Source organism: Exiguobacterium sp. s192 (genome assembly GCF_018618795.1).
Lineage (GTDB): Bacteria > Bacillota > Bacilli > Exiguobacteriales > Exiguobacteriaceae > Exiguobacterium_A > Exiguobacterium_A undae.
In genome coordinates, this window is sequence record NZ_JACSMS010000010.1 from 77237 (window position 1) to 99576 (window position 22340).

24 protein-coding genes are annotated in these 22340 nt (G+C 47.6%); 15 read left to right on the top strand and 9 right to left on the bottom strand.

The genetic code is table 11. The features are described 5' to 3' along the window. Positions 1–27: 27 nt before the first annotated feature. On the top strand, positions 28–1008 hold the full coding sequence (locus KNP87_RS14015; RefSeq protein ID WP_026832280.1) for a hypothetical protein: 981 nt from the start codon (positions 28–30) through the stop codon (positions 1006–1008). 33 nt (positions 1009–1041) lie between these two features. Here KNP87_RS14015 and KNP87_RS14020 read toward each other — a convergent pair whose 3' ends face one another. Beyond that, positions 1042–2301 (bottom strand): BaiN/RdsA family NAD(P)/FAD-dependent oxidoreductase, encoded by a 1260-nt coding sequence (locus tag KNP87_RS14020; RefSeq protein WP_119923329.1) that lies wholly within the window; start codon positions 2299–2301, stop codon positions 1042–1044. Between the two features lie 183 nt (positions 2302–2484). Here KNP87_RS14020 and KNP87_RS14025 point away from each other — a divergent pair, with 183 nt between their 5' ends. Next, positions 2485–4149 carry a putative polysaccharide biosynthesis protein gene (locus KNP87_RS14025; RefSeq protein WP_214722072.1) on the top strand — a complete coding sequence of 555 codons (1665 nt, stop codon included), beginning with the start codon at positions 2485–2487 and terminating at the stop codon, positions 4147–4149. Beyond that, entirely contained in the window at positions 4136–4855 is a 720-nt protein-coding gene (locus KNP87_RS14030) for a pseudouridine synthase (protein ID WP_028105842.1), read from the top strand. Before KNP87_RS14025 ends, KNP87_RS14030 begins: the two co-directional genes overlap by 14 nt. 49 nt (positions 4856–4904) lie before the next feature. On the opposite strand, the gene KNP87_RS14035 is transcribed toward KNP87_RS14030, so the two are convergent. Further along, entirely contained in the window at positions 4905–5537 is a 633-nt protein-coding gene (locus KNP87_RS14035; protein ID WP_119923327.1) for an SDR family oxidoreductase, read from the bottom strand. Between the two features lie 109 nt (positions 5538–5646). Continuing rightward, positions 5647–5865, bottom strand: a complete 219-nt coding sequence (locus KNP87_RS14040; protein ID WP_012371138.1) for a DeoR family transcriptional regulator — start codon at positions 5863–5865, stop codon at positions 5647–5649. A gap of 307 nt (positions 5866–6172) precedes the next feature. Here KNP87_RS14040 and pepV point away from each other — a divergent pair, with 307 nt between their 5' ends. The 6 genes from pepV (at position 6173) to KNP87_RS14070 (ending at position 13270) form a co-directional block, all read left to right on the top strand. Beyond that, the gene (gene pepV / locus KNP87_RS14045; RefSeq protein WP_214722073.1) at positions 6173–7570 is read left to right on the top strand and encodes a dipeptidase PepV; all 1398 of its coding nucleotides are present in this window, start codon (positions 6173–6175) and stop codon (positions 7568–7570) included. Between the two features lie 106 nt (positions 7571–7676). Continuing rightward, complete coding sequence (locus tag KNP87_RS14050) at positions 7677–8822, top strand: MFS transporter (protein WP_028105845.1); 1146 nt, start codon at positions 7677–7679, stop codon at positions 8820–8822. Between the two features lie 5 nt (positions 8823–8827). Then, positions 8828–9343 (top strand): RNA 2',3'-cyclic phosphodiesterase, encoded by a 516-nt coding sequence (gene thpR, locus KNP87_RS14055; protein ID WP_119923324.1) that lies wholly within the window; start codon positions 8828–8830, stop codon positions 9341–9343. A 9-nt stretch (positions 9344–9352) separates the two neighbouring features. Next, positions 9353–10219, top strand: coding sequence for a hypothetical protein (locus tag KNP87_RS14060; RefSeq protein WP_214722074.1), 867 nt, complete (start codon positions 9353–9355; stop codon positions 10217–10219). Between the two features lie 39 nt (positions 10220–10258). After that, positions 10259–12418 carry a type I pullulanase gene (gene pulA / locus KNP87_RS14065; RefSeq protein WP_214722075.1) on the top strand — a complete coding sequence of 720 codons (2160 nt, stop codon included), beginning with the start codon at positions 10259–10261 and terminating at the stop codon, positions 12416–12418. A gap of 51 nt (positions 12419–12469) precedes the next feature. Then, entirely contained in the window at positions 12470–13270 is an 801-nt protein-coding gene (locus KNP87_RS14070; protein ID WP_026832289.1) for a phosphotransferase family protein, read from the top strand. Between the two features lie 75 nt (positions 13271–13345). Here the strand turns inward: KNP87_RS14070 and budA are convergent, their stop codons facing one another. From budA to cydS, 3 genes are all read right to left on the bottom strand, one after another. Continuing rightward, positions 13346–14059: an acetolactate decarboxylase gene (budA, locus tag KNP87_RS14075; RefSeq protein WP_214722076.1), complete on the bottom strand. Its 714-nt coding sequence runs from the start codon at positions 14057–14059 to the stop codon at positions 13346–13348. A gap of 15 nt (positions 14060–14074) precedes the next feature. Continuing rightward, a complete protein-coding gene (gene alsS / locus KNP87_RS14080; RefSeq protein ID WP_026832291.1) occupies positions 14075–15769 on the bottom strand; it encodes an acetolactate synthase AlsS in 1695 nt (564 codons plus the stop codon). Positions 15770–15933: 164 nt separating this feature from the next. Beyond that, positions 15934–16035 (bottom strand): cytochrome bd oxidase small subunit CydS family protein, encoded by a 102-nt coding sequence (gene cydS / locus KNP87_RS17465; RefSeq protein WP_404274631.1) that lies wholly within the window; start codon positions 16033–16035, stop codon positions 15934–15936. 176 nt (positions 16036–16211) lie between these two features. On the opposite strand from cydS, the gene trmB reads away from it, so the two are divergent. After that, positions 16212–16853, top strand: a complete 642-nt coding sequence (trmB, locus tag KNP87_RS14085; RefSeq protein WP_214722077.1) for a tRNA (guanosine(46)-N7)-methyltransferase TrmB — start codon at positions 16212–16214, stop codon at positions 16851–16853. 115 nt (positions 16854–16968) lie between these two features. Continuing rightward, a complete protein-coding gene (locus KNP87_RS14090; RefSeq protein ID WP_026832293.1) occupies positions 16969–17484 on the top strand; it encodes a hypothetical protein in 516 nt (171 codons plus the stop codon). 58 nt (positions 17485–17542) lie between these two features. On the opposite strand, the gene KNP87_RS14095 is transcribed toward KNP87_RS14090, so the two are convergent. Together KNP87_RS14095 and KNP87_RS14100 are read right to left on the bottom strand one after the other, a co-directional pair. Further along, positions 17543–17899, bottom strand: a complete 357-nt coding sequence (locus KNP87_RS14095) for a DUF1304 domain-containing protein (RefSeq protein WP_026832294.1) — start codon at positions 17897–17899, stop codon at positions 17543–17545. A 60-nt stretch (positions 17900–17959) separates the two neighbouring features. Continuing rightward, a complete protein-coding gene (locus KNP87_RS14100) occupies positions 17960–18262 on the bottom strand; it encodes a PepSY domain-containing protein (RefSeq protein ID WP_012371126.1) in 303 nt (100 codons plus the stop codon). 120 nt (positions 18263–18382) lie between these two features. Here KNP87_RS14100 and KNP87_RS14105 point away from each other — a divergent pair, with 120 nt between their 5' ends. Both KNP87_RS14105 and KNP87_RS14110 read left to right on the top strand, forming a co-directional pair. Next, positions 18383–19453: a M42 family metallopeptidase gene (locus tag KNP87_RS14105; protein WP_214722078.1), complete on the top strand. Its 1071-nt coding sequence runs from the start codon at positions 18383–18385 to the stop codon at positions 19451–19453. A 148-nt stretch (positions 19454–19601) separates the two neighbouring features. Then, entirely contained in the window at positions 19602–20615 is a 1014-nt protein-coding gene (locus tag KNP87_RS14110) for a PTS sugar transporter subunit IIC (protein ID WP_214722079.1), read from the top strand. A 126-nt stretch (positions 20616–20741) separates the two neighbouring features. On the opposite strand, the gene KNP87_RS14115 is transcribed toward KNP87_RS14110, so the two are convergent. Then, entirely contained in the window at positions 20742–21032 is a 291-nt protein-coding gene (locus tag KNP87_RS14115) for a hypothetical protein (protein ID WP_214722080.1), read from the bottom strand. Positions 21033–21158: 126 nt separating this feature from the next. On the opposite strand from KNP87_RS14115, the gene KNP87_RS14120 reads away from it, so the two are divergent. Beyond that, positions 21159–21467, top strand: coding sequence for a thioredoxin family protein (locus tag KNP87_RS14120; protein WP_026832298.1), 309 nt, complete (start codon positions 21159–21161; stop codon positions 21465–21467). 54 nt (positions 21468–21521) lie between these two features. Next, on the top strand, positions 21522–22319 hold the full coding sequence (locus tag KNP87_RS14125) for a DUF1444 domain-containing protein (protein ID WP_026832299.1): 798 nt from the start codon (positions 21522–21524) through the stop codon (positions 22317–22319). Positions 22320–22340 lie beyond the last annotated feature (21 nt).

The window sequence follows — 22340 nt, forward strand, 5'->3', positions numbered from 1 at the left end:
ACCGAGACAGAAAGGCGATTTGTGTAAATGAAACGAACTTATATAGTCTATACAACGATTTTTGCCGTTGTCTCCGGTCTGATTCTTTGCGTGTTGCTCGTTTTCTCGAAACCGGAAACGGTGGCACAAATCCAAGAGACCTTTGCAAAAATTGAGACACAATCCAAACATCAGGCAGCAGTGAAACAAGTTCCGCCTAAAACACCTTCTTCGATTCCGAATCCGGAAGAACCGTTGATCAAAAATGTCCAGCAGATGTTATACGATGATTCGATCGGCTCGTATCTCGTCGTGACGGAAGATTATCGCTTTTTTGAAATCAGTGGAACCGGTGAACGGATCAATGCCTCTTTCCAAATTGAAGAGGATGGAAAGTTAATGTTGTCAGGACTGGACGGCATGACACTCGTCGACGGAGAAACTGTCGCCTTGCTGACTTCCAATCAGATTCTGGTGACTGTGAAGCGAGAAGACGGCGTCTGGAAGGAAGACAAACGGGAAAAAGTAGCCGGTACGACGATTCGGGACAGTTTTCACGGACTTGGTTACGATATGAAAGAAAAACAGTTTTATACGATCAACCATATTCGTTCCTTAAATCGAAGCGAGTTGACGTATTTTGCGACGAAGCAAGATGAACTTAAAATCGATCCGGATGCGACGGCCAAAGAAAAGCGGTTGCTAAAGAAAAAACAAAAACCACCGTATTTGACGGTCGTCGCCCGAAAACGCATCGATACGGCAGGCGGAATGCGCAGTGATGTCAAAAAAGCTTTTACGGAGAACTTCCGACCGATTGGTCTTGCCGAACGACAAGGTCGGATTTATACGCTTGATTCGGAAGCGTTATACCTGTATTCGATTGACACGAAGGATGTGACAATCACAGGAGAGTCAGCCAGCCCGAAAGTATACGGTGCGGAAGGAATATTTGTTCAGGACAATGAGTTATTTGCTCTGATTGAGACGGACAAGTTTTCGAGTCGTTCCTTTACGCCAATCGATTAAAAAGGCTAGCTCCCTGACGGAACTAGCCTTTTTTTATGTCGCTGTGAGGGCAGCGTTCGTTCCGGCGCAGTGTCCGGTCACGAAAGCAGCCGTGATGTTGTAACCACCGGTGTAGCCGTGGATATCTAAGATTTCACCGGCAAAAAACAATCCGTCGGCTTTCTTCGACATCATCGTTTTCGGTTGGATTTCCTTGATGGACACTCCGCCTCCCGTGACGAATGCTTTATCAAAGTCGAGTGTCCCGATGGCTTGAAGCGGGAACCGCTTAAGTGTCGCCAGAAACTCGGTGAAGTCTTGTTTTTTGATTTGAGTGCAGACTTCGTCACCAAAACCGATTCGGGCGAATAACAGATCGAGCAGCCGTTCCGGCACAAAACCTTTAAACGCATTGCGGACCGTTTTTTTCGGATTCGCCGACAGGGCAGCTTGGAAACGTTCGGTCAAAGCACCAATTGATTCTTCGGGGAACATGTCAATCGAAAGATGAACAACCCGTTCACCGGAGCGTTTTCGTTCCTTGATCGTATATTGACTGCAACGTAAAGCAATCGGACCACTCAGTCCAAAATGGGTGAACAGTAAGTCACCGGTATGCGTTTTGATCGGCTTGTCCTTTTTTCCGTGAACAGTCAAGGCGACGTCACGTAACGACAGACCTTGTAACGTTTTTTCCTGGATAAAAGAATCGTTTAGCAAGATCGGAACTTCCGTCGGAAAAAGCTCCGTAATCGTATGACCGGCTTTTTGTGCCCACGGATAACCGTCGCCGGTTGATCCCGTATGCGGCACCGATTGTCCGCCGACAGCGACGACACAGCTTTTGGCTTCAAGTCGGGTCCCGTCAGCCAATAAAACGGCTGCGAACGAACCGTCCGGATGGAAATCAAGGGTCGCGACTTCGGCATTGATCTGAATTTCTGCACCGTGTTGCCGGATTTGATCAATCAAAACGCGGACGACATCGGCCGCTTTATCGGAAACGGGAAACATCCGTCCGTTGTCTTCTTCTTTTAAGGCCACACCGAACCCTTCGAACAGTTCGATGATCGATTCATTATTGAACTGGGAAAAGGCGCTGTAGAGGAAACGGCCGTTTCCCGGAATCGATTGAACGAGTTCCTCGAGTGGTTTACGGTTCGTGACGTTACATCGACCGCCGCCGGAAATGGCAAGTTTCCGACCGAGTTTACTTCCTTTATCGAGCAAGAGCGTCTTTGCTCCTGCCTGTAACGAGGCGAGTGTTGCCATTAAGCCGCTGGGCCCGCCTCCGATTACGATTACATCATACATGTGGTCACCTCATTCGTTAGATTCTGCTTGTTCCACTTTAGCAGAAGTTTGTTCTGTAAACAAACCGTCTCTTTCTTTTATGGAAGCTGAGCGGTATAATGATTTGCAATTGTGCAAGAGAGAACTTGTATATTGAGACGTCGGTCGATTCAAGAAAAAATAGAAAGTGCGAGGAAGGTTATCATGTCCACTGTCAGCAAAAAACAAGAGACTTCATCAAGCAATACCGGCTTTGTTCGTGGAACGATGCTGCTGTCGGGCGCATCACTCATTTCACGAGCCCTTGGTTTGATCTATCTGTTTCCGTTCCAGTTCATGGTCGGAGCGACAGGTATCATGTTTTATACGTACGCCTATAACTATTATGCCATCATGATTGGTCTTGCGACGGCCGGTATCCCGGTTGCGGTCTCGAAGTTTGTCGCGAAGTACAATGCGATGGGGGAATATGATACGAGTGAACGGTTGTACCGTTCAGGACTGAAAATCATGTCCATTACCGGTGTGATTTCGTTCTTAGCCCTATTTCTACTGGCTCCGTATTTGGCCCACCGTGCGATCCCCGGAGGAGACGTCAATTCGGCAGCTTATATTGATGCCGTCACGATGACGATTCGTGGTGTCAGTTTCGCCTTGATACTGATTCCGGCAATGAGTATGACGCGTGGATATTTCCAAGGGTACCAATCGATGGGACCGACGGCGATTTCGCAAATTCTGGAACAGATTGTCCGCATCATCTTTTTACTGGCCGGTGTCAGCATCGCGATTTATTTGTTTGATTCAGATGCGGCCTGGGCCGCGACGATTGCGACGTTCAGTGCCTTCATCGGTGCAATCGGCAGTGTCGCCGTGCTTGTCTACTACTTCCGCAAACGGGCACCCGGTCTGAAAGCCATGCGTGACGGTCAAATGGTCGTGTCACCTGACCGTCCGCTGTCCGGTCTGTATAAAGAGTTGTTGACCTATGCGATTCCGATCGTCATGGTCGGCTTATCAACACCGCTCTATCAGGTCATCGATCAAAATACGATGAATGCGGCCTTACAAAGCATCGGTTATACGTTGGAAGCAGCAGGAAATGCGACGGCCTATCTGATTGCAGATAGTCATAAAATCGTCTTGATTCCGGTGTCGGTTGCAACCGGGTTGTCGTTATCGGCGACACCTCTGTTGACGGCATCTTTTACACAAGGCGATATGCGAAAAGTCCGGAAACAGATTTCGCAAATTTACCAGCTGGCCTTTTTCGTCACAATTCCGGCTGTCGTCGGGATGATCTTATTAAGTGAAGAAACATTCCGCGTCCTGTTCCCGAAAGATCAAGCAGCGTGGGTCTATCTGTTGAGTTATGCACCAAGTGCATTGTTCCTTGCACTTTATTCGGTCACGGCGGCTGTCCTGCAAGGGATCAACCGACAATATTTTACGATTGTCGCGACGCTTGCCGGTCTGCTGACGAAATATCTGCTCAATGCACCGTTGATTCATTGGGTGGGCGACGGAACGGGTGCCGGATATGCAACGATACTCGGGTACCTCGTCGCAACAGGATTAATGTTCTTCCGCATCACGCAAACGGTCAAATTCCCGTTCAGCACGGTCTTGCGACGGACGTCGCTCATCATGATTCTCAGTGCCATCATGGGAGCGAGTGTCGCGCTTGTCAAATGGGGCTTAACGAGTTGGCTGCCTGAAACGATGCTTGGTTCGCTGACAGTTTTGATTGTCGGTGCAGGTGTCGGAATCGGTGTATTCGCCGGGCTGGCGATTTGGAGTGGACTGGCCGAAGCTGTACTTGGACGAAAATTTTCAATGAAACGAGGACGAGGAAATGCGTCTAGATAAATTACTCTCAAACATGGGAGCCGGATCGCGCAAAGAAGTAAAACAATTACTCAAATCCGGTGCGATTCAAGTTGACGGAGAAATCGTGTACGATCCGAAGCAACATGTCGATACGGAACAGCAACACGTACTTTTATACGGGGAACCGGTCACGTATCAAAAGTTCATCTATTTGATGATGAACAAACCACCGGGTGTGATCAGTGCAACAGAAGACAAGCGGGATCAAACCGTCATCGATCTATTATTCGAAGATGTCACCTACTTCAAACCGTTTCCGGTTGGTCGACTCGACAAGGACACGGAAGGGTTATTGTTGCTGACGAACGATGGTTCATTCAACCATGCATTGATGTCGCCGAAAAAGCATGTTGAAAAAGTCTACTATGCCGAAGTCATCGGTATGTTGACGGAAGACGACATCGAGGAAGTGGCAGAAGGTGTGACACTTGAAGATGGATACAAAACGAAACCGGGTAAGCTGGTCATTCTGGAAGCGACGGAAGACACGTCAACACTCGAGTTGACGATTACGGAAGGCAAGTTCCATCAGGTTAAACGGATGATGCTTGCGCTCGGAAAAGAAGTGACGTATCTGAAGCGTTTGTCGATTGGGCAGTTACCGCTTGATCCGACGCTTGAAGCAGGGGAATACCGTGAATTGACACGAGGCGAGTTGGCCTTGTTTGACTGGAAACCGGAATGAAAAAAGGACGCTCTTCTTAATGGAAGAGCGTCCTTTGTCGAATATTCGATTATTGGTTGCGAAGTGCTTCAGCGATCGGGAATGGACCACTTAATACTTCGAACTGACGGGTTTGTGTCGGGTGATCGATCAACGTCACGAAAAGTGCTGCGACGTCGTCACGCGGAACTTCACGTCCTTCATAAGACTCAAAATGTTCTTTTGTCTCAATCGTACCGGTCGGCTCATCATAGCTGAGTGGACCCGGACGGACGATTGTATAATCAAGACCACTATCTTTTAAATGGCGGTCCGCTGCACCTTTTGATTCAAGATAAACTTTTAAATCACCTTGCGGATGATCGGCACCAACTGAACTGAGCATCAAGAAGCGTTCAATGCCGTTTGCTTTTGCCGCATCGATGACTTTGATGGCGCCATCCTGATCGACAGCACGTGTTAATTCTTCAGAAGCACCACCGGCACCGGCTGCGAAAATCACAACGTCGGCATCTTTGACGACTCCTGTAACGTCCTTCGTCAAATCACCGAGGCGGACTTCAGAAGCACCCAGTGCGATCAAATCATTGATTTGATTTTCTTCCCGTACGACGGCAATGGCTTGATGCTGTCCCTGTTTGCCGATCAATTCCACCATTTTTCGACCTGTTGTTCCGTTTGCTCCAATAATTAAAATATTCATAAGCTCATCTCCTTCTCAAACTAGATATACCCTGCTTGAAAAAAAAATAACAAAAAAAGACGCGAAGGATTCGCGTCGTAACAGAAAATAGTGTGATGAAACATCTTAATCAGCCGGCTTGTCGTTGTTTTTTACTTGATGTCCAAGTACCGCGTCTTGGGCTTACAATGAGGTTGTTATATTCGAGCACATTCAAGTCACGCTGGACGGTTCTTGACGTAATGCCGAACTCTTCAACCAAGTCTGCTGTCGTAGTAGCTCCGTTCTCATTAATATAGAGATAAATCGATTTAATCCGGGTCAACATACGGTCTGTAGAATCTTTCATTGGTATAACCACTCCCCCAATGGATAGAATAGTGTTCTAAAGCTTCGGGTGACAAAAGACGATGATTCATTAAGTTGTTTCGCCTTTAGTATAACGCTTTTGCTATAGAATGCAAGTAATTTAACCGAACGTTTTCAAAAAACACACATTCAATCAATACTCATTAACGAATGAATAGTCTTTTTTATGACGTTAATGTTCGTTTAAAAGCTAATGACAAAAGATTTAGTATTTTGGATGTTCGTAAATGTCAATTTTTCGCTATACTTAGAGATGAACGAATTAGCGGATAAGGGAGAGAAGTCAAATGGTTAATTGGAAAGAAGAAGTATTGGCTCGACGCGAAGATCTTTTAACCGATTTAAAAGACCTGTTGCGGATTCCAAGTATCCTCGATGAGACGACGATTCAAGAAGGGGCACCGTTTGGGGGAGAAGTCAAACGTGCACTCGATTGGATGCTTGCGCTCGGAGAACGGGATGGATTCATCACGAAAAATGTCGACGGTTATGCCGGACATCTTGAATACGGTCAAGGACAGGAATTACTCGGGATTTTATGTCACTTGGACGTCGTCCCTGCCGGAGGCGATAACTGGACGTATGGACCGTTTAATCCGACGCTTTCAGATGGAAAGTTGTACGCTCGGGGAGCAATCGATGATAAAGGACCGACGATGGCGGCGTATTACGCGTTGAAAATCGTTAAGGAATTAGGTTTGCCTCTTTCCAAACGAATTCGCTTGATTGCAGGCGGAGATGAAGAAAGCGAATGGCGTTGTGTGAACCATTACTTCAAACATGAAGAAATGCCGACGCTTGGATTTGCACCGGACGCCGATTTCCCGATCATCAATGCGGAAAAAGGATTGTACGATGGTTTGCTGACACAGGGTAAACCCGTTCAAGCAGCGGACACCGGCTACCAACTCGTCCGTTTTGAAGGCGGAGAACGTCCGAATATGGTTCCGGGACATGCGACGGCGACTGTACATGTTGCCGAGTATGGCACGATTGAAGATTCATTCCATCAGCATCTGGAAGAACAAGGATTGACGGGAACCGTGAAGCAGACGGCAGAAGGACTCGTCTTTGAGGTAATCGGAGTCGCGGCGCATGCGATGGAGCCGGACAACGGTAAAAATGCAGCGCTCCATTTGGCGCGTTTCTTAAGTACGCTTCATCTGGATTACAACGGTCGCCGTTACATCGAGATGGCGATGCATATGTTCCGTGATTCCCGTGGTGTTGCGCTGGGGGTTGCGGCATCGGACGAAACGGGGGACTTGACGATCAACGGAGGTGTGTTCCGTTACGAAAACGGTCAAGGAACAGCTTCGATCAACATTCGTTATCCATACAGTGCCGATTTTACGGAACGGTTGCAACTGATCAAAGAAGCTGCGATCGCATACGGCTTTGAATTACAAACACGCACACATATGACACCGCACCATGTCGATCCGGATCATGAACTGGTTCGCACGCTGAGTGCCGTCTATGAACGGCAGACCAACCAAAAAGCAGACTTGATCGCCATCGGTGGCGGCACATACGCCCGTTCGCTGACGGCTGGAGTTGCTTTTGGACCGGTCTTCCCGGGTGGACCAGAAGTGGCGCACCAAGTCGATGAATATGTCGATTTCGAAGAGTTGCTGTTAGCAGTCGCCATTTACGCAGAAGCGATTTACGAGTTGGCGAAATGACGTCAACAAGCACCAACCGGACGTTTGTCTGTCCGTGAATTTGATATGAAATGAATCCCCCGCATCCATCGTGATAGGGGGATTGATTCTTAAAAGGGAGTCGATTGTGATTCATCGTCAAAAATATCATTTCCAAGCACTCTATTTTTTCATCTTTTTTGCGCAAGGTGCACTTATTCCGTATTTAACACTTTATTTTTCAAATGATGCGTTTCAGTTATCGGCTTCCGAAATTGGAACGATTGTCGCAATCGGTCCAATCCTGTCGATTGTCCTGCAACCGTTATGGGGAATGGCAGCCGATCGGTTTGGTCGTCCGAAACGATTGTTGCTTGTCGCTTTGCTTGCGGCCGGTGTTTTGACGCTCAGTTATTTGCTGACATCCGTGTATCTCTTGTTGCTGTTGATCGCTTCTCTGTGGGCACTGTTCCAATGTGCCCACATTCCGCTCGTCGACACGTTGGCGATTGAATTCTCGAAACGGAAGTCAGTGGATTACGGGGCCTTACGCTTGTTTGGTTCTGCCGGTTTTGCACTTGCTGTGTTCATTTTAGGGCAGGTGACGGAACAGGGGACACTCGGTGCCATCTTTTACGCGAGTGGAGCAGCCATGGTCCTCGGCTTTCTGGTCCTGATCGGAATCGAAGAAGAAACGGTCGAGTCCGTCACGCGCGAGCACGTACCGTTAGCTAAACTGTTTTCGAATAAACGGTTTTTGCTTTTTTTAGCCGGGGGAAGTCTGATTTTCGGTCCGATTTTCGCGAATAACTATTATTTTGGAAGCTACGTGACGATTCGCGGCGAATCGACGGCACTCGTCGGCACGTTATTTTTTGTGGCAGTCTTATGTGAAATTCCGTTCATGCGTATTGCGACACGGGTGATGATGCGGGTTGGTCCGATCCCTGTCCTGGTGTTCGTCTCTTTATTATCGGCCTTACGAACCGGTATCTTGGCACTGGAACCACCCATTTATACGTTATGGCTACTCGCTGCCCTGCAAGGACTGATCATCGGATTACTGATTCCTGTTGCGCTCGACTACGTGCGCTCGCTTGTCCCGCCTTCGACGGTCGCGACGGCAGTCAGTACCTATATGGCGACAACGACAGGTCTTGCGACTGCTTTGTTTAACTTAATGAGCGGGATTGTTTTTGATCAAAGCACCATCTATGCGGTATTTTGGGTATATACAGGTAGTAGCTTGTTAGGTGCTGGTTTGTATTTGATCAGCGCAAAAATCAAGGAGTGATCCGCGTGGAACAACATTATTTCATTGCTCTTTCGACAGCGGACGAAACGCTGACACAGTATGCGTCCGCATTAAAATTGCATGATTACTACAAGACGGTGTACGAACCGGATGAATATCATCTGACCCTTCGATTTTTGGGTGCACTGACAGAGTCAGAGCTACTGAATTGGCGACAACGACTGGCAGAAATCGCTCAAACGATTTCTCCTTTTACATTAGAAGTGGATCATCTCGAACGGTTTGGTCTGGCGGAACGACCTCGTGTGTTTGCCGTTGGTCCGCGGCGTGAAGAAACGTTAGTTCAACTCGCGGCTCAATTGGATCCCGAGCCTTCTAAACCGTTTGTTCCGCACATCACCCTGGCGAAAAAGTGGAATCAAGAAGTGTCCCTGCTTCCACCGGAACAAACTCCTTCTTTCAGCATATCCGTGAAAGAAATCGTTCTCTATAAAATTTGCCCCGCCGATCGACCGCGTTATCAGGCTGATACACGGTTTCGAATCGGGAAGAAACAATGAGGTGACACGATGGCATTATTGATGAAACTGTATGATTTGGAAAGCCGTTATGAACGAAATCCGTTGGAAGTCTCAAAACGTTTTAAGGAACAACAGATTGTGGATCATGCAAACGTCTTAAAAAAATGGGAGACCGGTGAACTGTTTCCGGGTGAAACCATCGTCCGTCCTAAGAAATGGTGGCAACCCTTTAAAAAAGCGGAAGTGTTTCAAGTCCCCGGAAAACAAATTTCAAAGTCGGCTTTTGAGAAATGGTATAAAAAACGAGTGGAAGTCCAAAAGCTGATTTATGTCGCCGGTGGTGCGACGGAAGAAGACATTTGGCGGTTACCGTTAAGACGGCATCTGGATTTTTATCAAATGCTGCATCTGCTGAATGATCAGTACGGAATGTTTTATCGTGCCGTCATTCATTATCAGCAAGGTGAAGTCGAACTCAGTCCCTTTATCGTCGGTCCGTCGGCAATCTATGTGCTCGATTGGCTGGACGGGGAAGAAAGTATCTATCATATCAAACGAAGCAAACTTTGGCGGGAACAGCCTTTTAAAGCCTCTCCGAAAAATATCGTCAACCCGTTGATCAGCTTGAAACGGACGGAAGATGTCCTGCGAACGATTCTTGGGGTGGACTTTATGTTACCGATCGAACGCGTCGTCATCGCTTCGCAAGGGTACTTTGATCAAATCCCGAAGGAAACGACAACGACCTATGTCAGTAAAGTGGATTTCACGGAGTGGTTGCGGAAAATGAACGCGTCCGCGCCGCACACAAAAGCGTTTCAAATGCGGGTCTGTGAACAAATATTAAAGGAAACGGCGTCCATTACTTTTCAGATGGCACTTAACAGTCAGGAAAACGAACGGATTCGGGAATGAGGAGGGAAGCGACAAGATCGCCGATTGTCGCGCGAACAGATGATAAACAGTGAATCGGGAACACAACAAATCAAACTCATCTCAGCCGAGTTCATGACATTTCAAACCATCTCGATGGAGACGACGACATGGTTTTCGCAAGAAGACTTTGTTTTGATATCCGACGGACAGCCGATCGACTACCAAATCAGCAATCAGGAAGAACGGGACGGGCGCGTCACATTGACACTGATGCTTGATCGTTCCGTTGACATAGAGCGTTGTTATGAAGTTGTATTTATGAATCAGGAGCGGTACCGTGTCCTTCCGAGTCGAATCGTCCGAACGTTGTTATTTGACAGCAGATACAGTTACGAAGGTCCTTTAGGGTTGGTCATGCAGAAAGAAACCATGACATTGCATGTCTGGTCGCCGCTGGCAGAACAGATTGAGTGTGTTCTGTACACGCCGGAAGAAGAAGAACTGGAAAAAATTGAGCTGGTTCGAGCAGAGCGGGGCGTACACCGTTTAGTGTTGCCGCGTCAACGCGAACATTGCTTGTACCGTTACCGCGTCACGACGTACCTCGGAACGACGGAAATCGTCGATCCTTATGCCAAAGCAATCAGTGTCAACGGACGTTTTGGCGTGTTGCTTGATGTAGAACATGAAATTCGACAACGTTTTCCGAAACGACAAAAGCGACCGATCCTGATCAAACCGACGGATGCGATTGTTTATGAAGCTCATATTCGTGATTTTACGATTGATCCGTCGTCAGGTTCAACACACCCGGGACAATATGTAGGGGTCTCGGAGTCGGGAACTGTTTCACCGGAAGGGCGGACGACAGGACTGGATTATTTACTTGAGCTCGGCGTGACGCACATGCAATTGCTTCCGGTTCATTTTTTTTCAACGACAGAAGAAAAAAGCCGTCTTCCGTATAACTGGGGATATGATCCTGAGCAGTGGTTCGCACTGGCGGGAAGTTATGCGAGCGATCCGTCTGATCCTACGGTCCGGATTTTGGAGTACGTCGAGATGATCGAGCGATTGCATGCGGCAGGAATCCGGGTGACGTTTGATGTCGTCATGAATCACGTGTACATCCGTGAACGATCGGCACTGGAACACCTGGTGCCGGGTTATTACTTCCGGTATGAACTGGACGGTACGCTCGCGAACGGAACGGGCGTCGGAAACGATACAGCATCGGAGCGCTTTATGATGAGGCGACTGATCGTAGACTGTTTGACGTACTTCGCTGAAGTCTTCCGGATTGATGCCTTCCGATTTGATTTGATGGGGATTCACGACATCGAAACGATGAATGCCGTTCGTTCTGCACTGGATGTCATCGATCCGACCATTCTCGTATACGGAGAAGGATGGGATTTGGCGACGCCGTTGCCATATCGTCAAAAAGCAATCAGTTCCTTGGCGTCACAGATGCCGGGTATTGCCCATTTTAACGATGTCTTCCGTGATGCTTTAAAGGGATCGACATTTAGCGAAACCGATCGGGGATTCATCTCCGGTGACGGTTGGCGGGAAGGGGAGGTTCGAAACGGGATGGCGGGCAGTGTCACGATTGACCACCAGACAGACGGGCGTTTTCCGGAACCAACCTATTCGATCAATTACGTTGAGGCGCACGATAACCATACGTTGTATGACAAATTGCTCCTTTCAAGACCGGATCTCGAGGAAACGACCCGTTTGCGGATGAGTCGACTTGCCCAAACAATCATTTTTCTATCAGCGGGGATTCCGTTTATTCATGCCGGACAGGAGTTCGGACGGACCAAACAAGGGGTCGAGAACAGCTACAATGCCCCGGATGCCATCAATCGACTGGACTGGACGTTACGCGATAAGCATTTTGAAATGGTCGAGTACCTCAAAAACATCCTACAAATCCGCCGGATGCATGGTGGGTTCCGCCTTCATCGCGCCAACCAAATTCAAGAACTGTTTCATTTCTTGCCGATGCGTCCGGGTGTCATCGCCTACGAAGTGGAAGCGGTCCATTCCTATGATGCCTGGCAACGGACGTTGGTCGTGCACAATGTGACGATGGAGCCGGTTGAGGTGGCACTCGATCACAGCAGGTGGAACGTACATGTTCAGGGTGACTATGCCTCCGTCACACCGATTGAGAAAGGTGTAGCGCAGATCACGGTCCTTCCGTTGTCAACAACGATCGCAACATGTTAAGATAAACTTTGTGCCCTCAGGCAAATCTACTAAAAAGTTGAGCGGATTATAATGGAATTAGATATTTTAGATGCGCTTGGCGAAGGCTGGACCCTTACGCCAGCAGGTGGAATCACGGGAGAAGCCTACATCGCTTCGACCGGCCAATCGAAACTCTTTTTAAAACGAAACTCCTCGCCTTTTCTGGCGATTTTATCAGCAGACGGCATCGTACCGAAGCTGCTTTGGACAAAACGAATTTACAGCGGCGATGTCATCAGCGCGCAACAATTCATCGAAGGACAGGAACTTGAGCCGGAGATGATGGAACGACCGGAAGTCGCCCGATTGCTCGGTAAGATTCATGATTCCAAAGAGTTGTTGTTTATGTTGCAACAACTGGATCAACGACCAATCGAGCCGGATGAACTGTTGCGGCAGTGTCGTTTATACTTCCAACCAAACGATCTCGCACAACCGCAACTCATTGAGCAGGCGATCGATTATTTATCCGATCAGTTGCCATACGTCAGAACGGATGAACAAGTCGTCTGCCACTCGGATTTGAACCATAACAATTGGTTAATCGGGACAGATGGTCATTTGTATCTAAATGATTGGGATGATGCCATCATCGCCGACCGGGCGTATGATCTCGGAATGATGTTGTACAGTTATGTGGATGAGGAATTTTGGCCGGAATGGTTCGCAAGTTACGGTCATCCCCTAACGGCTGAATTAAAACAACGGATGCACTGGTACGTTGTTGCCCAAGCCGTGTTGTCGATTTATTGGTATGAAGATACGGCGCATCCTGATGCTGAAGACAGTTATCTTTTTTTAGAACAGTTACTTGAACCGGATCAAGGATGAGTATTGATTGACTCTTTTGGGACCGGATCACGAAAAAACGTGTGGACACAACATCACTGTGTCCACACGTTTTTTTTAGCCTTCTGCAATTTTGATTTCTTTTTCCATATCGTGACTTTCGAGATCCGCCTCGCGGTAAGCAGTTGTCGTCGGCAGTCGAAGGTCGAGCCGTGGTTTCTCCTCGAACGTGACCGTCACGCGATTGACCGTATAGTCAAACACGTGGCCGCCGCCACTTCGTTCCTTGTCGATGAAGTGAAGGTGATAACCGGCGACGGCGATACCGTGACCAAACCGGGGCGTGTAATAGCCGGCCAGTGTGCCTTCCGTCTGCTCGAACGTCCGGGCACTTTGCGTGGCCACGGCTTCCGTAATCGGACGGAACGGTTTTTCTTGGCGGGCGACCGTCCGTGTCTTGACTTCACTGAACTGTCCTTCGATCCGGACAGCATAAAAACTGTTGATTGTACCGAGTTGTTCACTCAACCACTGTTCAAAATCCTGTTTTGTCATTTCCTGATTGACGGACAGTGTCTGTTCCGGCGTGAACCGTGTCAGTGAACAAAAGGGAGTGGTCGTCTCCGGATCAAGAGGACGTGCGCTGCCGTCCGACCGGAGTTGATAGAAGGAACCGTCAAAACCAATCATTTCACCATCGAGGTGATCAAACGTTCCGATTCCAAAGTCGTGTCCTTCGAGAATGGAGGCATAACTCGTTTCGCTCTCAAAAACACCATCGAGCAAGGCCATCATCGTCGAGATTTGAAGTAAGGTGTCCTCACGCTGCATCGTATCCATCTCCTATCAGTTGAGTTGATCCAAGTGTACTTCTTTACCGAGTGTAATGTTATCGCTGTAATCGATTGGAACATCAACGATGACCGGACCTTCTGTTTGCCACGCTTCTTCCATGACGGCGATGAGTTCAGACGGATGATTGACACGCAAGCCTTTTGCACCAAAGCTTTCAGCATATTTCACAAGATCCACTTCACCAAACGACGTGCCGGATTTTCGTTTGTATTTCATCTCTTGTTGGAAAGCCACCATGTCAAAGCCGCTGTCACGCCAAACGAAATGGACGAGCGGGGCATTCAACCGGACAGCTGTCTCAAGCTCCATCGCTGAAAAGAGGAAACCACCATCACCTGAGATCGAGACGGCTTTTTTACCTGGACGAACCAGTGTTGCGGCAATCGCCCAGGGCAATGCGACACCTAACGTCTGCATCCCGTTACTGAACAGTAAGTGACGTGGTTCGTAAGACCGGAAATGACGTGCCATCCAGATGTAGTGCGAACCGACGTCGACCGTAACCGTCACATCGTCAGCGATTTGTTCCCGTAAGGTTTTCATGAAGTAGAGCGGATGCGTTAACGGTGAATCCTTGACGATCGGTGGGATGTCCCGCTCCTCGAGACGTTGTTGTAAACCGCGTAAAAATTCCGTCGAACCGGTTGGCAGGCTCAGCGGATTGAGTCGATCAGCCAATGCGTCGATGGTTGCAGCGACATCCCCGACGAGTTCACGGTCCGGACGATAGAAATGATCGATTTCAGCCCGCATTTGATCCAAGTGAATCAAAGTCCGTTCGTGGGACGGTTGATTCCAGAACTTCGGATCGTAACCGATCGGGTCATATCCGACGGCTAACACAAGATCGGCTTCGGCGAGCAAGGCATCTCCCGGTTGATTGCGGAACAAACCGACACGTCCATAAAAATTCGATTCGAGCTCCCGTGACAATGTTCCGGCTGCCTGGAACGTCTGGACGACCGGAATCGAAACGCGTTTCAACAGCGCACGGATAGCTTGAACGACATGAGGTTGACTGGAACGCATGCCGAGTAACAAGACGGGTAATTGTGCTTTTTCAATCAGATTTGCTGTCTCGTTGATCCATTCTTCGGGTGCGATGCCGAGTTTTGGTGTCGGGACTGCTTTAAAGGAAGTGACGTTTGATTCACTGAGACCAACGTCTTGCGGAATGCTGACGAAAGCAGCGCCGGATGTTGTTTCGGCAGTTCGGAATGCATTCGAAAGGACTTCCGGGATGTTATCTGCATCTTGAACTTCGGCACTGAAATTCGTGATTGGTGTGAAGAGAGCTTGATTGTCCATCGATTGATGGGTCCGTTTCAAACGATCGGCACGCGTCACGGCACCGGCAATCGCGACAACAGGGTCACCTTCCGAATTGGCCGTCACTAGTCCGGTTGCGAGGTTCGAAGCCCCTGGACCGGAAGTTACGAGGACCACACCCGGTTTATCAGTCAAGCGGCCGATGGCTTGTGCCATGAAGGCGGCGTTTTGTTCGTGGCGTGCGACAATCAATTCTGGTCCGCGATCTTGCAGGACGTTGAAGACGGAGTCAATCTTTGCTCCCGGGATACCAAAAATATAGTCGACCCCTTGTTCAATCAGTGTGTCGACGACTAAATCGGCACCTGTTTTCTTCTGTACTAGAATTTCTTTTTCGCTGTTTTGTTTTTCTGTCATTACAATTCTCCTTCTTTACCAATAGTTTTGGTTGTTCGATAGCTGTAATAAAAAAACTGTTTCACAGGAAGTATACAACTGTTTTAGTGATAATCCAAGGTGAATCGTTCAGAAAGTAAAAAAGACACCTTGTGATGAACACAAGATGTCTGATGCGGTATCGGTTATTCTGCGTTGACTTTACCAAACGTCGCCCAGACGAAGAGGGCGGTTACCCCCATGACGAGAACGATCGGAGAAGCCCAAGTAATTAAGAAGTCATCCAACATTAAAACCTCCTTTTAGGAACCTTTGTACTGTAAGTGTAGTAGATTGCTCAGTCATTCTCAAGTGACGATCTGCTGAACTTTCTTTTTGGTGTGAAACAAGAACATCTTATATATTTACCCAAATCATGATAAACTTATCTGCGGATAATTTAAGAATTGAAAGGATGAGCAGTATGCGTTTACGCCACAAACCGTGGGCACTGGATTATATGAAAGAACAATCCTCCATCTATATAGCAGACCCATCGACATTAAAAGGCAATTGGTCGAACGAATTCAAGAATGACAATCCTATCTACATTGAGGTCGGTTCGGGAAAAGGGGCTTTCATCACCGGGATGGCCATCCAGTATCCGGACGTCAACTTCGTTGCCATTGAATTATTTGAAAGCGTCGCGGTCGCAATCGTTCAAAAATTGGTTGAAGAACCGCTTGCAAACGTTCGGGTTCTGACAGTTGATGCCAAAGATTTATGTGATTTCTTTGAAAAAGGTGAAGTCGCCCGCGTCTATCTGAACTTTTCGGATCCTTGGCCGAAATCACGTCACGCGAAACGCCGCTTGACGTACAAAACATTCCTTTCGACATACGAAGACATTTTACCGGATAAAGGACAGATTCATTTTAAGACGGATAACCGGAAATTATTTGAATCAAGTCTGATGACGATGTCTGCCTACGGGATGACGTTTGATTGGATGTCGCTTGATTTACATGCCAACGAGCCGGAAAATAACGTCAGAACGGAATACGAAGCACGATTCTCAGCACTTGGTCAACCGATTTATCGGATGGAAGCGACATACGATAATTAATTTAGACAAAAAGTTTTCTTATTTTCCTAGCATTTCTTTCACACTTTTTTCTTATTAATTGGTACAATGTTGTTGACTGAAGAACTGTATTTACAGGTAAAGGGGGAATTTGGGGATGTGGAAAAAAAGCTTAGCCTTCGTAACGGCACTCTTTTTCGCATTGAGTATCGGACAATCGGTATTCGCTGCGATTGATACGTCAGCTATGGAAAAAGCACTTGACGAGGATTTGAAGAGTACGCATTACGATTATAAAAAAGGTTCTGTAGAAGTTGAAGATCCAAAAACATTCACTGGTGAAAAAGGTGAACAGGTAATCGGCGGAATCGCTGTAATTGAAACGGTCCGTGATGGCATCTTTATTACAATTAAACGTGAGATCCATTTCTTTAACGCAGACAGCGGCAAATTACTTACGAGTGCAGATGCGGCTAAAATCGATGGCGTCAAAGGATACATCGACAGTAATTCCGATAACCTGCAACAAAAAGTAGTCTACTGGTTACCGATGTTACTGATGATCTTATTGATTGCTGTACCAGCTGTCATCTTGTATGTCGTCGTACCACGCTTGTATTCGACTACGGAATACATGAACCCGATCTATGAGCGCAATGACAATCCGCGTTGATCAAAACACAGCAAAACACCCGCTGTGAGCCAAGTGCTCGCATCGGGTGTTTTTTCATTTAACCAAACAAAACGAGTAAAAAAGCGATGATTGCAGGTAAACCTTGTTTCCAGAGAATCGAAAGGTTGGCTGTCGCGGCTCCGTAAAGCGCGGCAATGATGACGCAGGCGAGGAAAAACAGTTGAACGGCGGATGAACCGAGAATTAATCCGAAAATCAAACCGGCGGCAAGAAAACCGTTGTACAACCCTTGATTGGCGAACAGCGTCTTGATGCGTGGATCCGAGGCGGCTTCTTTCGTTAAATTAAATGTGCGTAAAGCAGGACGAGACGATAAGAAAAACATCTCGAGCGCCAGAATATAAAAGTGTTCTAATGCGACGATGAGTACAAAAATCGTGGCGAGCGTCTCCATTGGGAACTTCTCCTCCTCAAAAAAAGACCACACTTCGTCAATCGAAGCATGGTCCACTTATTATGCGTATTCGAGTAAAGCACCTGTTTCCGCATCAACTGTGAATTGATACGTCTTTTCGTCGTCACCTTCAAGGACCGAGATGCCACCTTTGTAGCTCTGGTAGTCACGTGACTCATATGCGTACGCCTCTGGTGTTGCAGAGATCCATGCACCTTGGACACGTCCTTTTGCTGAAAATGTGCGTTTCGTGATTTCGAGCGCTTCCTCGGCAGATAATTGTTTGTTGTCGACAGCCTTCTTGACTGCGAAAGCGGCAACGACAGCTGCTGCAAGACCGATAATCCAATAGCGTTTTTTCATTAAAATTCCCCTCCTTACAGGTTCTATTCCTACTGTACCAAATAAATCGTCCAGTGAGAAACAAAAGGTTAAGTGATTGAAGCAAAATTTTGTATAATGAATGAACAGGAGGCGATACATATGAATGAAAACACAAGAGAGTTGTTTCGAACATTAACGGAACTGAACGGTGCACCGGGCTTTGAACATGATGTCAGACGGTTCGTCAAAGGACGGATCACACCGGTGACGGATGAGATCGTGATGGATGGTCTGGGATCGATTTTTGGAAAACGGACAGGGCAGGCGGACGGTCCGAAGGTCATGGTTGCCGGTCACATGGACGAGGTGGCATTCATGGTGACGCAAATCACGAAAAACGGGATGCTCCGCATTCAACCGCTTGGTGGTTGGTGGAGTCAGGTCTTACTCGCACAACGCTTCTCGATTTGTGGAGACAACGGCATCATTCCTGGCGTTATCGCGTCAACTCCGCCCCATCTGTTGACAGATGAGGTTCGGAATAAGCCGATGGCGATCAAAGACATGTTCATCGATGTCGGCGCAGATTCAAAAGAAGAAGCCGAGTCGTTTGGCATTCGTCCGGGTATTCCGGCGGTTCCGTTCTTCCCATTCACTCCGATGGCGAACCCGAAGAAAATCATGGCTAAAGCATGGGACAACCGGTATGGTGTCGGAATGGCAGTCGAGTTATTGGAGGAAACGACAGCATCGGATCATCCGAACGTCTTATTCTCAGGTGCAACGGTCCAAGAAGAAGTGGGATTACGCGGCGCCCAAACAGCAACGAACTTGATTGATCCTGACGTCGCCTTTGTCGTCGACGCGTCACCGGCAAATGATGCTTCAGGGGATAAAACGGAATTCGGACAGCTGGGACAAGGACCGCTGTTGCGGATTAAGGACAGTGTCATGATCTTATCCAAAGAAATGACGGAGTACGTCTTGGATACAGCGGAATCAAACAACATTCCGTACCAATACTATGTTGGGGCAGGCGGAACGGACGGCGGAGTCATTCATCGTTCGAACAACGGCATCCCGACAACTGTCGTAGGTCTGCCGGCACGTTACATCCACACGCATGCATCGATCATGCATACGGATGATTATGATGCGGCCAAAGAGTTACTCAAAAAACTCGTTACACAGCTTGATGCAACGACACTGGCTACTTTACAAGTGAAGTAAGGAGAGACTGAAGAGGGATTTCGAAGTTCCTCTTCGGTTTTTTTATTGGACTTTTAGTTGTCTTGTCAGATGATGAACAATTGTATGATCTTTTTTCTGGATGGTTTGTTATAATGAATTTGATTTTAATTCAGAAGGAAGTGGCATTTTGTTAAAACAGAAAAATATCTTACTCAGCCCGAAAATATACTTCATCACGGTTTTGAGCTATATGGCGTTAGGACTCTTCAGTTCATTGATCATGGGACTAATTTTAAAAACGATAGGTGAAGGGTTGATCACGAACGGAGTCAATGCATCGTTTTTAGTTACCGTCGGAGAGCAAGCCATTGCGTTGACCGGACCGGCGATCGGCGTAGCAGTGGCATTTGCATTAGAAGCGCCGCCACTCGTCCTGTTTTCAGCGGTTGCCGTCGGTGCCTTTGGATATGAAGCCGGAGGTCCGGCCGGCAGTTATGTAGCAGCAGTCATCGCGACTGAAATCGGTAAATTGATTTCAAAAACGACGCGGCTCGATATCATTTTGACACCGTTCGTGACCTTATTGATTGGTTTTGTAAGTGGAAAGTACGTCGGCGCCTGGATCGGAACGTTGATGACGGATTTAGGAGAGGTCATCCGTTGGGGGACAGAACGGGAACCGCTGATCATGGGGATTTTTGTGGCGACCGTGATGGGTCTGGCATTGACGGCCCCAATCTCAAGTGCTGCACTTGGCATCATGCTAGGACTTGACGGGCTGGCGGCAGGAGCGGCGACGATTGGATGTGCCGCCCAGATGATTGGTTTTGGTGTCATCAGTTACCGGGATAATGGGATTGGCGGATTCATTGCACAAGGGATTGGAACATCGATGTTACAGGTCGGGAATATCATCCGGAATCCCTGGACGATAGTTCCGCCGACACTTGCGGGGGCACTGCTCGCTCCTTTTGCAACGGTCTTGTTGACGCTTGAAAGTAACCCGGAAGGATCCGGCATGGGAACGAGTGGACTCGTCGGTCCGTTGATGATGCTGAAAACGATGGGGTTCGAGGCAGAATATTATTTAGCCGTTTTCGTCTTATGTTTCTTGGCACCGGCTTTGATCAGTTATTTGATTTACCGAGCACTTCACCGCATGGGGCGGATTAAAGATGGAGACTTAAAGATCGAGTACTAAAAATGAAATGCCCATCGGTGTTGAAAACAAAAAAGAAGCAGTGGACAAGTCCGCTGCTTCTTTTTGGTGGAGAAAAAGATTTCGTTGGGTCAACCTTCATTGTGTACAAAATATGATTCTGGTGTTCTAAAGAGAAAAACCAAACGAACTGGAGTAAAAGCTCGTAAAGAAGACATACAAGTAGAGTACATAAAGAGGAAGCAAGTAGCGCATCCGAACGATTGGCAATTTTCGGGCAAGACGTTTACCGACGGCTTCAAGCAACATGATGAGCGCAAAACCGACGACCAGCAACATCAGAATCTGCGGTAAGCTCCGCTCAGAATCAATAAATGAATACCCGTACCGGAGGCAACTCGTCATACCAACAAAACCGATGAATCGTTCAAAGGGATGTTTGATGGGTTGATCAGTCATAATGATTTCCTTTCGAGACATTTTCTAGTTGCAGTATAGCAAACGGAGCACGAAAACGCACAGAAACATTCGAATATGCTATGATGAAGCCAATGAAAACAGCTTGTACTAAAGGAGTCGATAGGGATGAAGAAGTTAGAATCCAAACAACAGTTTGATGAAGCAAAACAAGGAAAGGCAGTCTTTTTATTCTCCGCCAACTGGTGTCCTGATTGCCGGTTTTTAGATCCGTTCATGCCGGAGATGGAAAGCACGTTCAACGAATTCGATTTTTATTACGTCGATCGTGACGAGCACATTGAAATTGCCCAGGAAATGGACATCTTCGGGATTCCGAGTTTCGTGGCTTACCGCGATAATGCGGAAACAGGTCGTTATGTCGGGAAAGAACGAAAAACACCGGAGCAAGTCACGGCATTTTTAGAAACAGTCTGACATCAAAGCGAGCGCTGTCTCGCTTTTTTTAATAGGAAAGGATGAAAAAGAGCCATGGAACTACAACAAATTCGTCGGATGGTGACGGAAGCATTCGAAACTTCACGCTACAGCACGTATTTTGATCGTGAAAAATCGGTATTGCGCATCGAACGGAAACAGGACCGGACAGGTGTCGATTTAGGTCTGAATCCATTGGTCGCAAAAGCGAAGCGACGTGGTGTGATTGCAGTCGAAGAAACGATTGAATACATCAAAGCGGTCTTGGAACAAACGGAATCGGTCTCATTAACCGGACACGAACAGCAGGTTTTCCCGGTCATCCGTGCGAAATCTTTTGCCGATGAGACAAAAGATGGAAAGAAAATCATCAGTACACCGCACACAGGGGAAACAAAAATCATGTATGCCCTTGATCTGGGTGCCACGTATCGTCTGATTGATGAAGAATTGTTAGCGCAGGCCGGATGGACGGCGGAACATTTGTCTGAAGCAGCCCGCTTTAACTTGAAGACACTCGAAGCCCCTTTTAAGACAGACGAAGTGGCGGGGAACGTATTTTATTTCTTGAGCACGGGTGATGGTTACGAGGCGAGCCGGGTCTTGAACAAACAGTTGTTAAGCGATTATGCTGAGCGTGTGACGGGTGAATTTGCAGTCGGAATTCCCCACCAAGATGTCTTGATTTTCGCTGATATTCGAAATGATGCCGGCTATGATGTATTGCAACAGTTGATGTTTGATTTCTTTACCAATGGACGTGTACCGGTCACGGCCCTCCCGTTCGTCTACGACGACGGAAATCTCGAACCGGTCTTTGTCCTTGCAAAAAACAAGCATCCGAAAAGTTAAATAATCTGCTACAATAGGCAT

Bases quoted from the DNA above. Each gene is read 5' to 3' on its own strand.
- KNP87_RS14015 (WP_026832280.1), top strand. From the start codon at position 28: ATGAAACGAACTTATATAGTCTATACAACGATTTTTGCCGTTGTCTCC.
- KNP87_RS14020 (WP_119923329.1), bottom strand. From the start codon at position 2,301: ATGTATGATGTAATCGTAATCGGAGGCGGGCCCAGCGGCTTAATGGCA.
- KNP87_RS14025 (WP_214722072.1), top strand. From the start codon at position 2,485: ATGTCCACTGTCAGCAAAAAACAAGAGACTTCATCAAGCAATACCGGC.
- KNP87_RS14030 (WP_028105842.1), top strand. From the start codon at position 4,136: ATGCGTCTAGATAAATTACTCTCAAACATGGGAGCCGGATCGCGCAAA.
- KNP87_RS14035 (WP_119923327.1), bottom strand. From the start codon at position 5,537: ATGAATATTTTAATTATTGGAGCAAACGGAACAACAGGTCGAAAAATG.
- KNP87_RS14040 (WP_012371138.1), bottom strand. From the start codon at position 5,865: ATGAAAGATTCTACAGACCGTATGTTGACCCGGATTAAATCGATTTAT.
- pepV (WP_214722073.1), top strand. From the start codon at position 6,173: ATGGTTAATTGGAAAGAAGAAGTATTGGCTCGACGCGAAGATCTTTTA.
- KNP87_RS14060 (WP_214722074.1), top strand. From the start codon at position 9,353: ATGGCATTATTGATGAAACTGTATGATTTGGAAAGCCGTTATGAACGA.
- pulA (WP_214722075.1), top strand. From the start codon at position 10,259: ATGATAAACAGTGAATCGGGAACACAACAAATCAAACTCATCTCAGCC.
- KNP87_RS14070 (WP_026832289.1), top strand. From the start codon at position 12,470: ATGGAATTAGATATTTTAGATGCGCTTGGCGAAGGCTGGACCCTTACG.
- budA (WP_214722076.1), bottom strand. From the start codon at position 14,059: ATGCAGCGTGAGGACACCTTACTTCAAATCTCGACGATGATGGCCTTG.
- alsS (WP_026832291.1), bottom strand. From the start codon at position 15,769: ATGACAGAAAAACAAAACAGCGAAAAAGAAATTCTAGTACAGAAGAAA.
- trmB (WP_214722077.1), top strand. From the start codon at position 16,212: ATGCGTTTACGCCACAAACCGTGGGCACTGGATTATATGAAAGAACAA.
- KNP87_RS14090 (WP_026832293.1), top strand. From the start codon at position 16,969: ATGTGGAAAAAAAGCTTAGCCTTCGTAACGGCACTCTTTTTCGCATTG.
- KNP87_RS14095 (WP_026832294.1), bottom strand. From the start codon at position 17,899: ATGGAGACGCTCGCCACGATTTTTGTACTCATCGTCGCATTAGAACAC.
- KNP87_RS14100 (WP_012371126.1), bottom strand. From the start codon at position 18,262: ATGAAAAAACGCTATTGGATTATCGGTCTTGCAGCAGCTGTCGTTGCC.
- KNP87_RS14105 (WP_214722078.1), top strand. From the start codon at position 18,383: ATGAATGAAAACACAAGAGAGTTGTTTCGAACATTAACGGAACTGAAC.
- KNP87_RS14115 (WP_214722080.1), bottom strand. From the start codon at position 21,032: ATGACTGATCAACCCATCAAACATCCCTTTGAACGATTCATCGGTTTT.
- KNP87_RS14120 (WP_026832298.1), top strand. From the start codon at position 21,159: ATGAAGAAGTTAGAATCCAAACAACAGTTTGATGAAGCAAAACAAGGA.
- KNP87_RS14125 (WP_026832299.1), top strand. From the start codon at position 21,522: ATGGAACTACAACAAATTCGTCGGATGGTGACGGAAGCATTCGAAACT.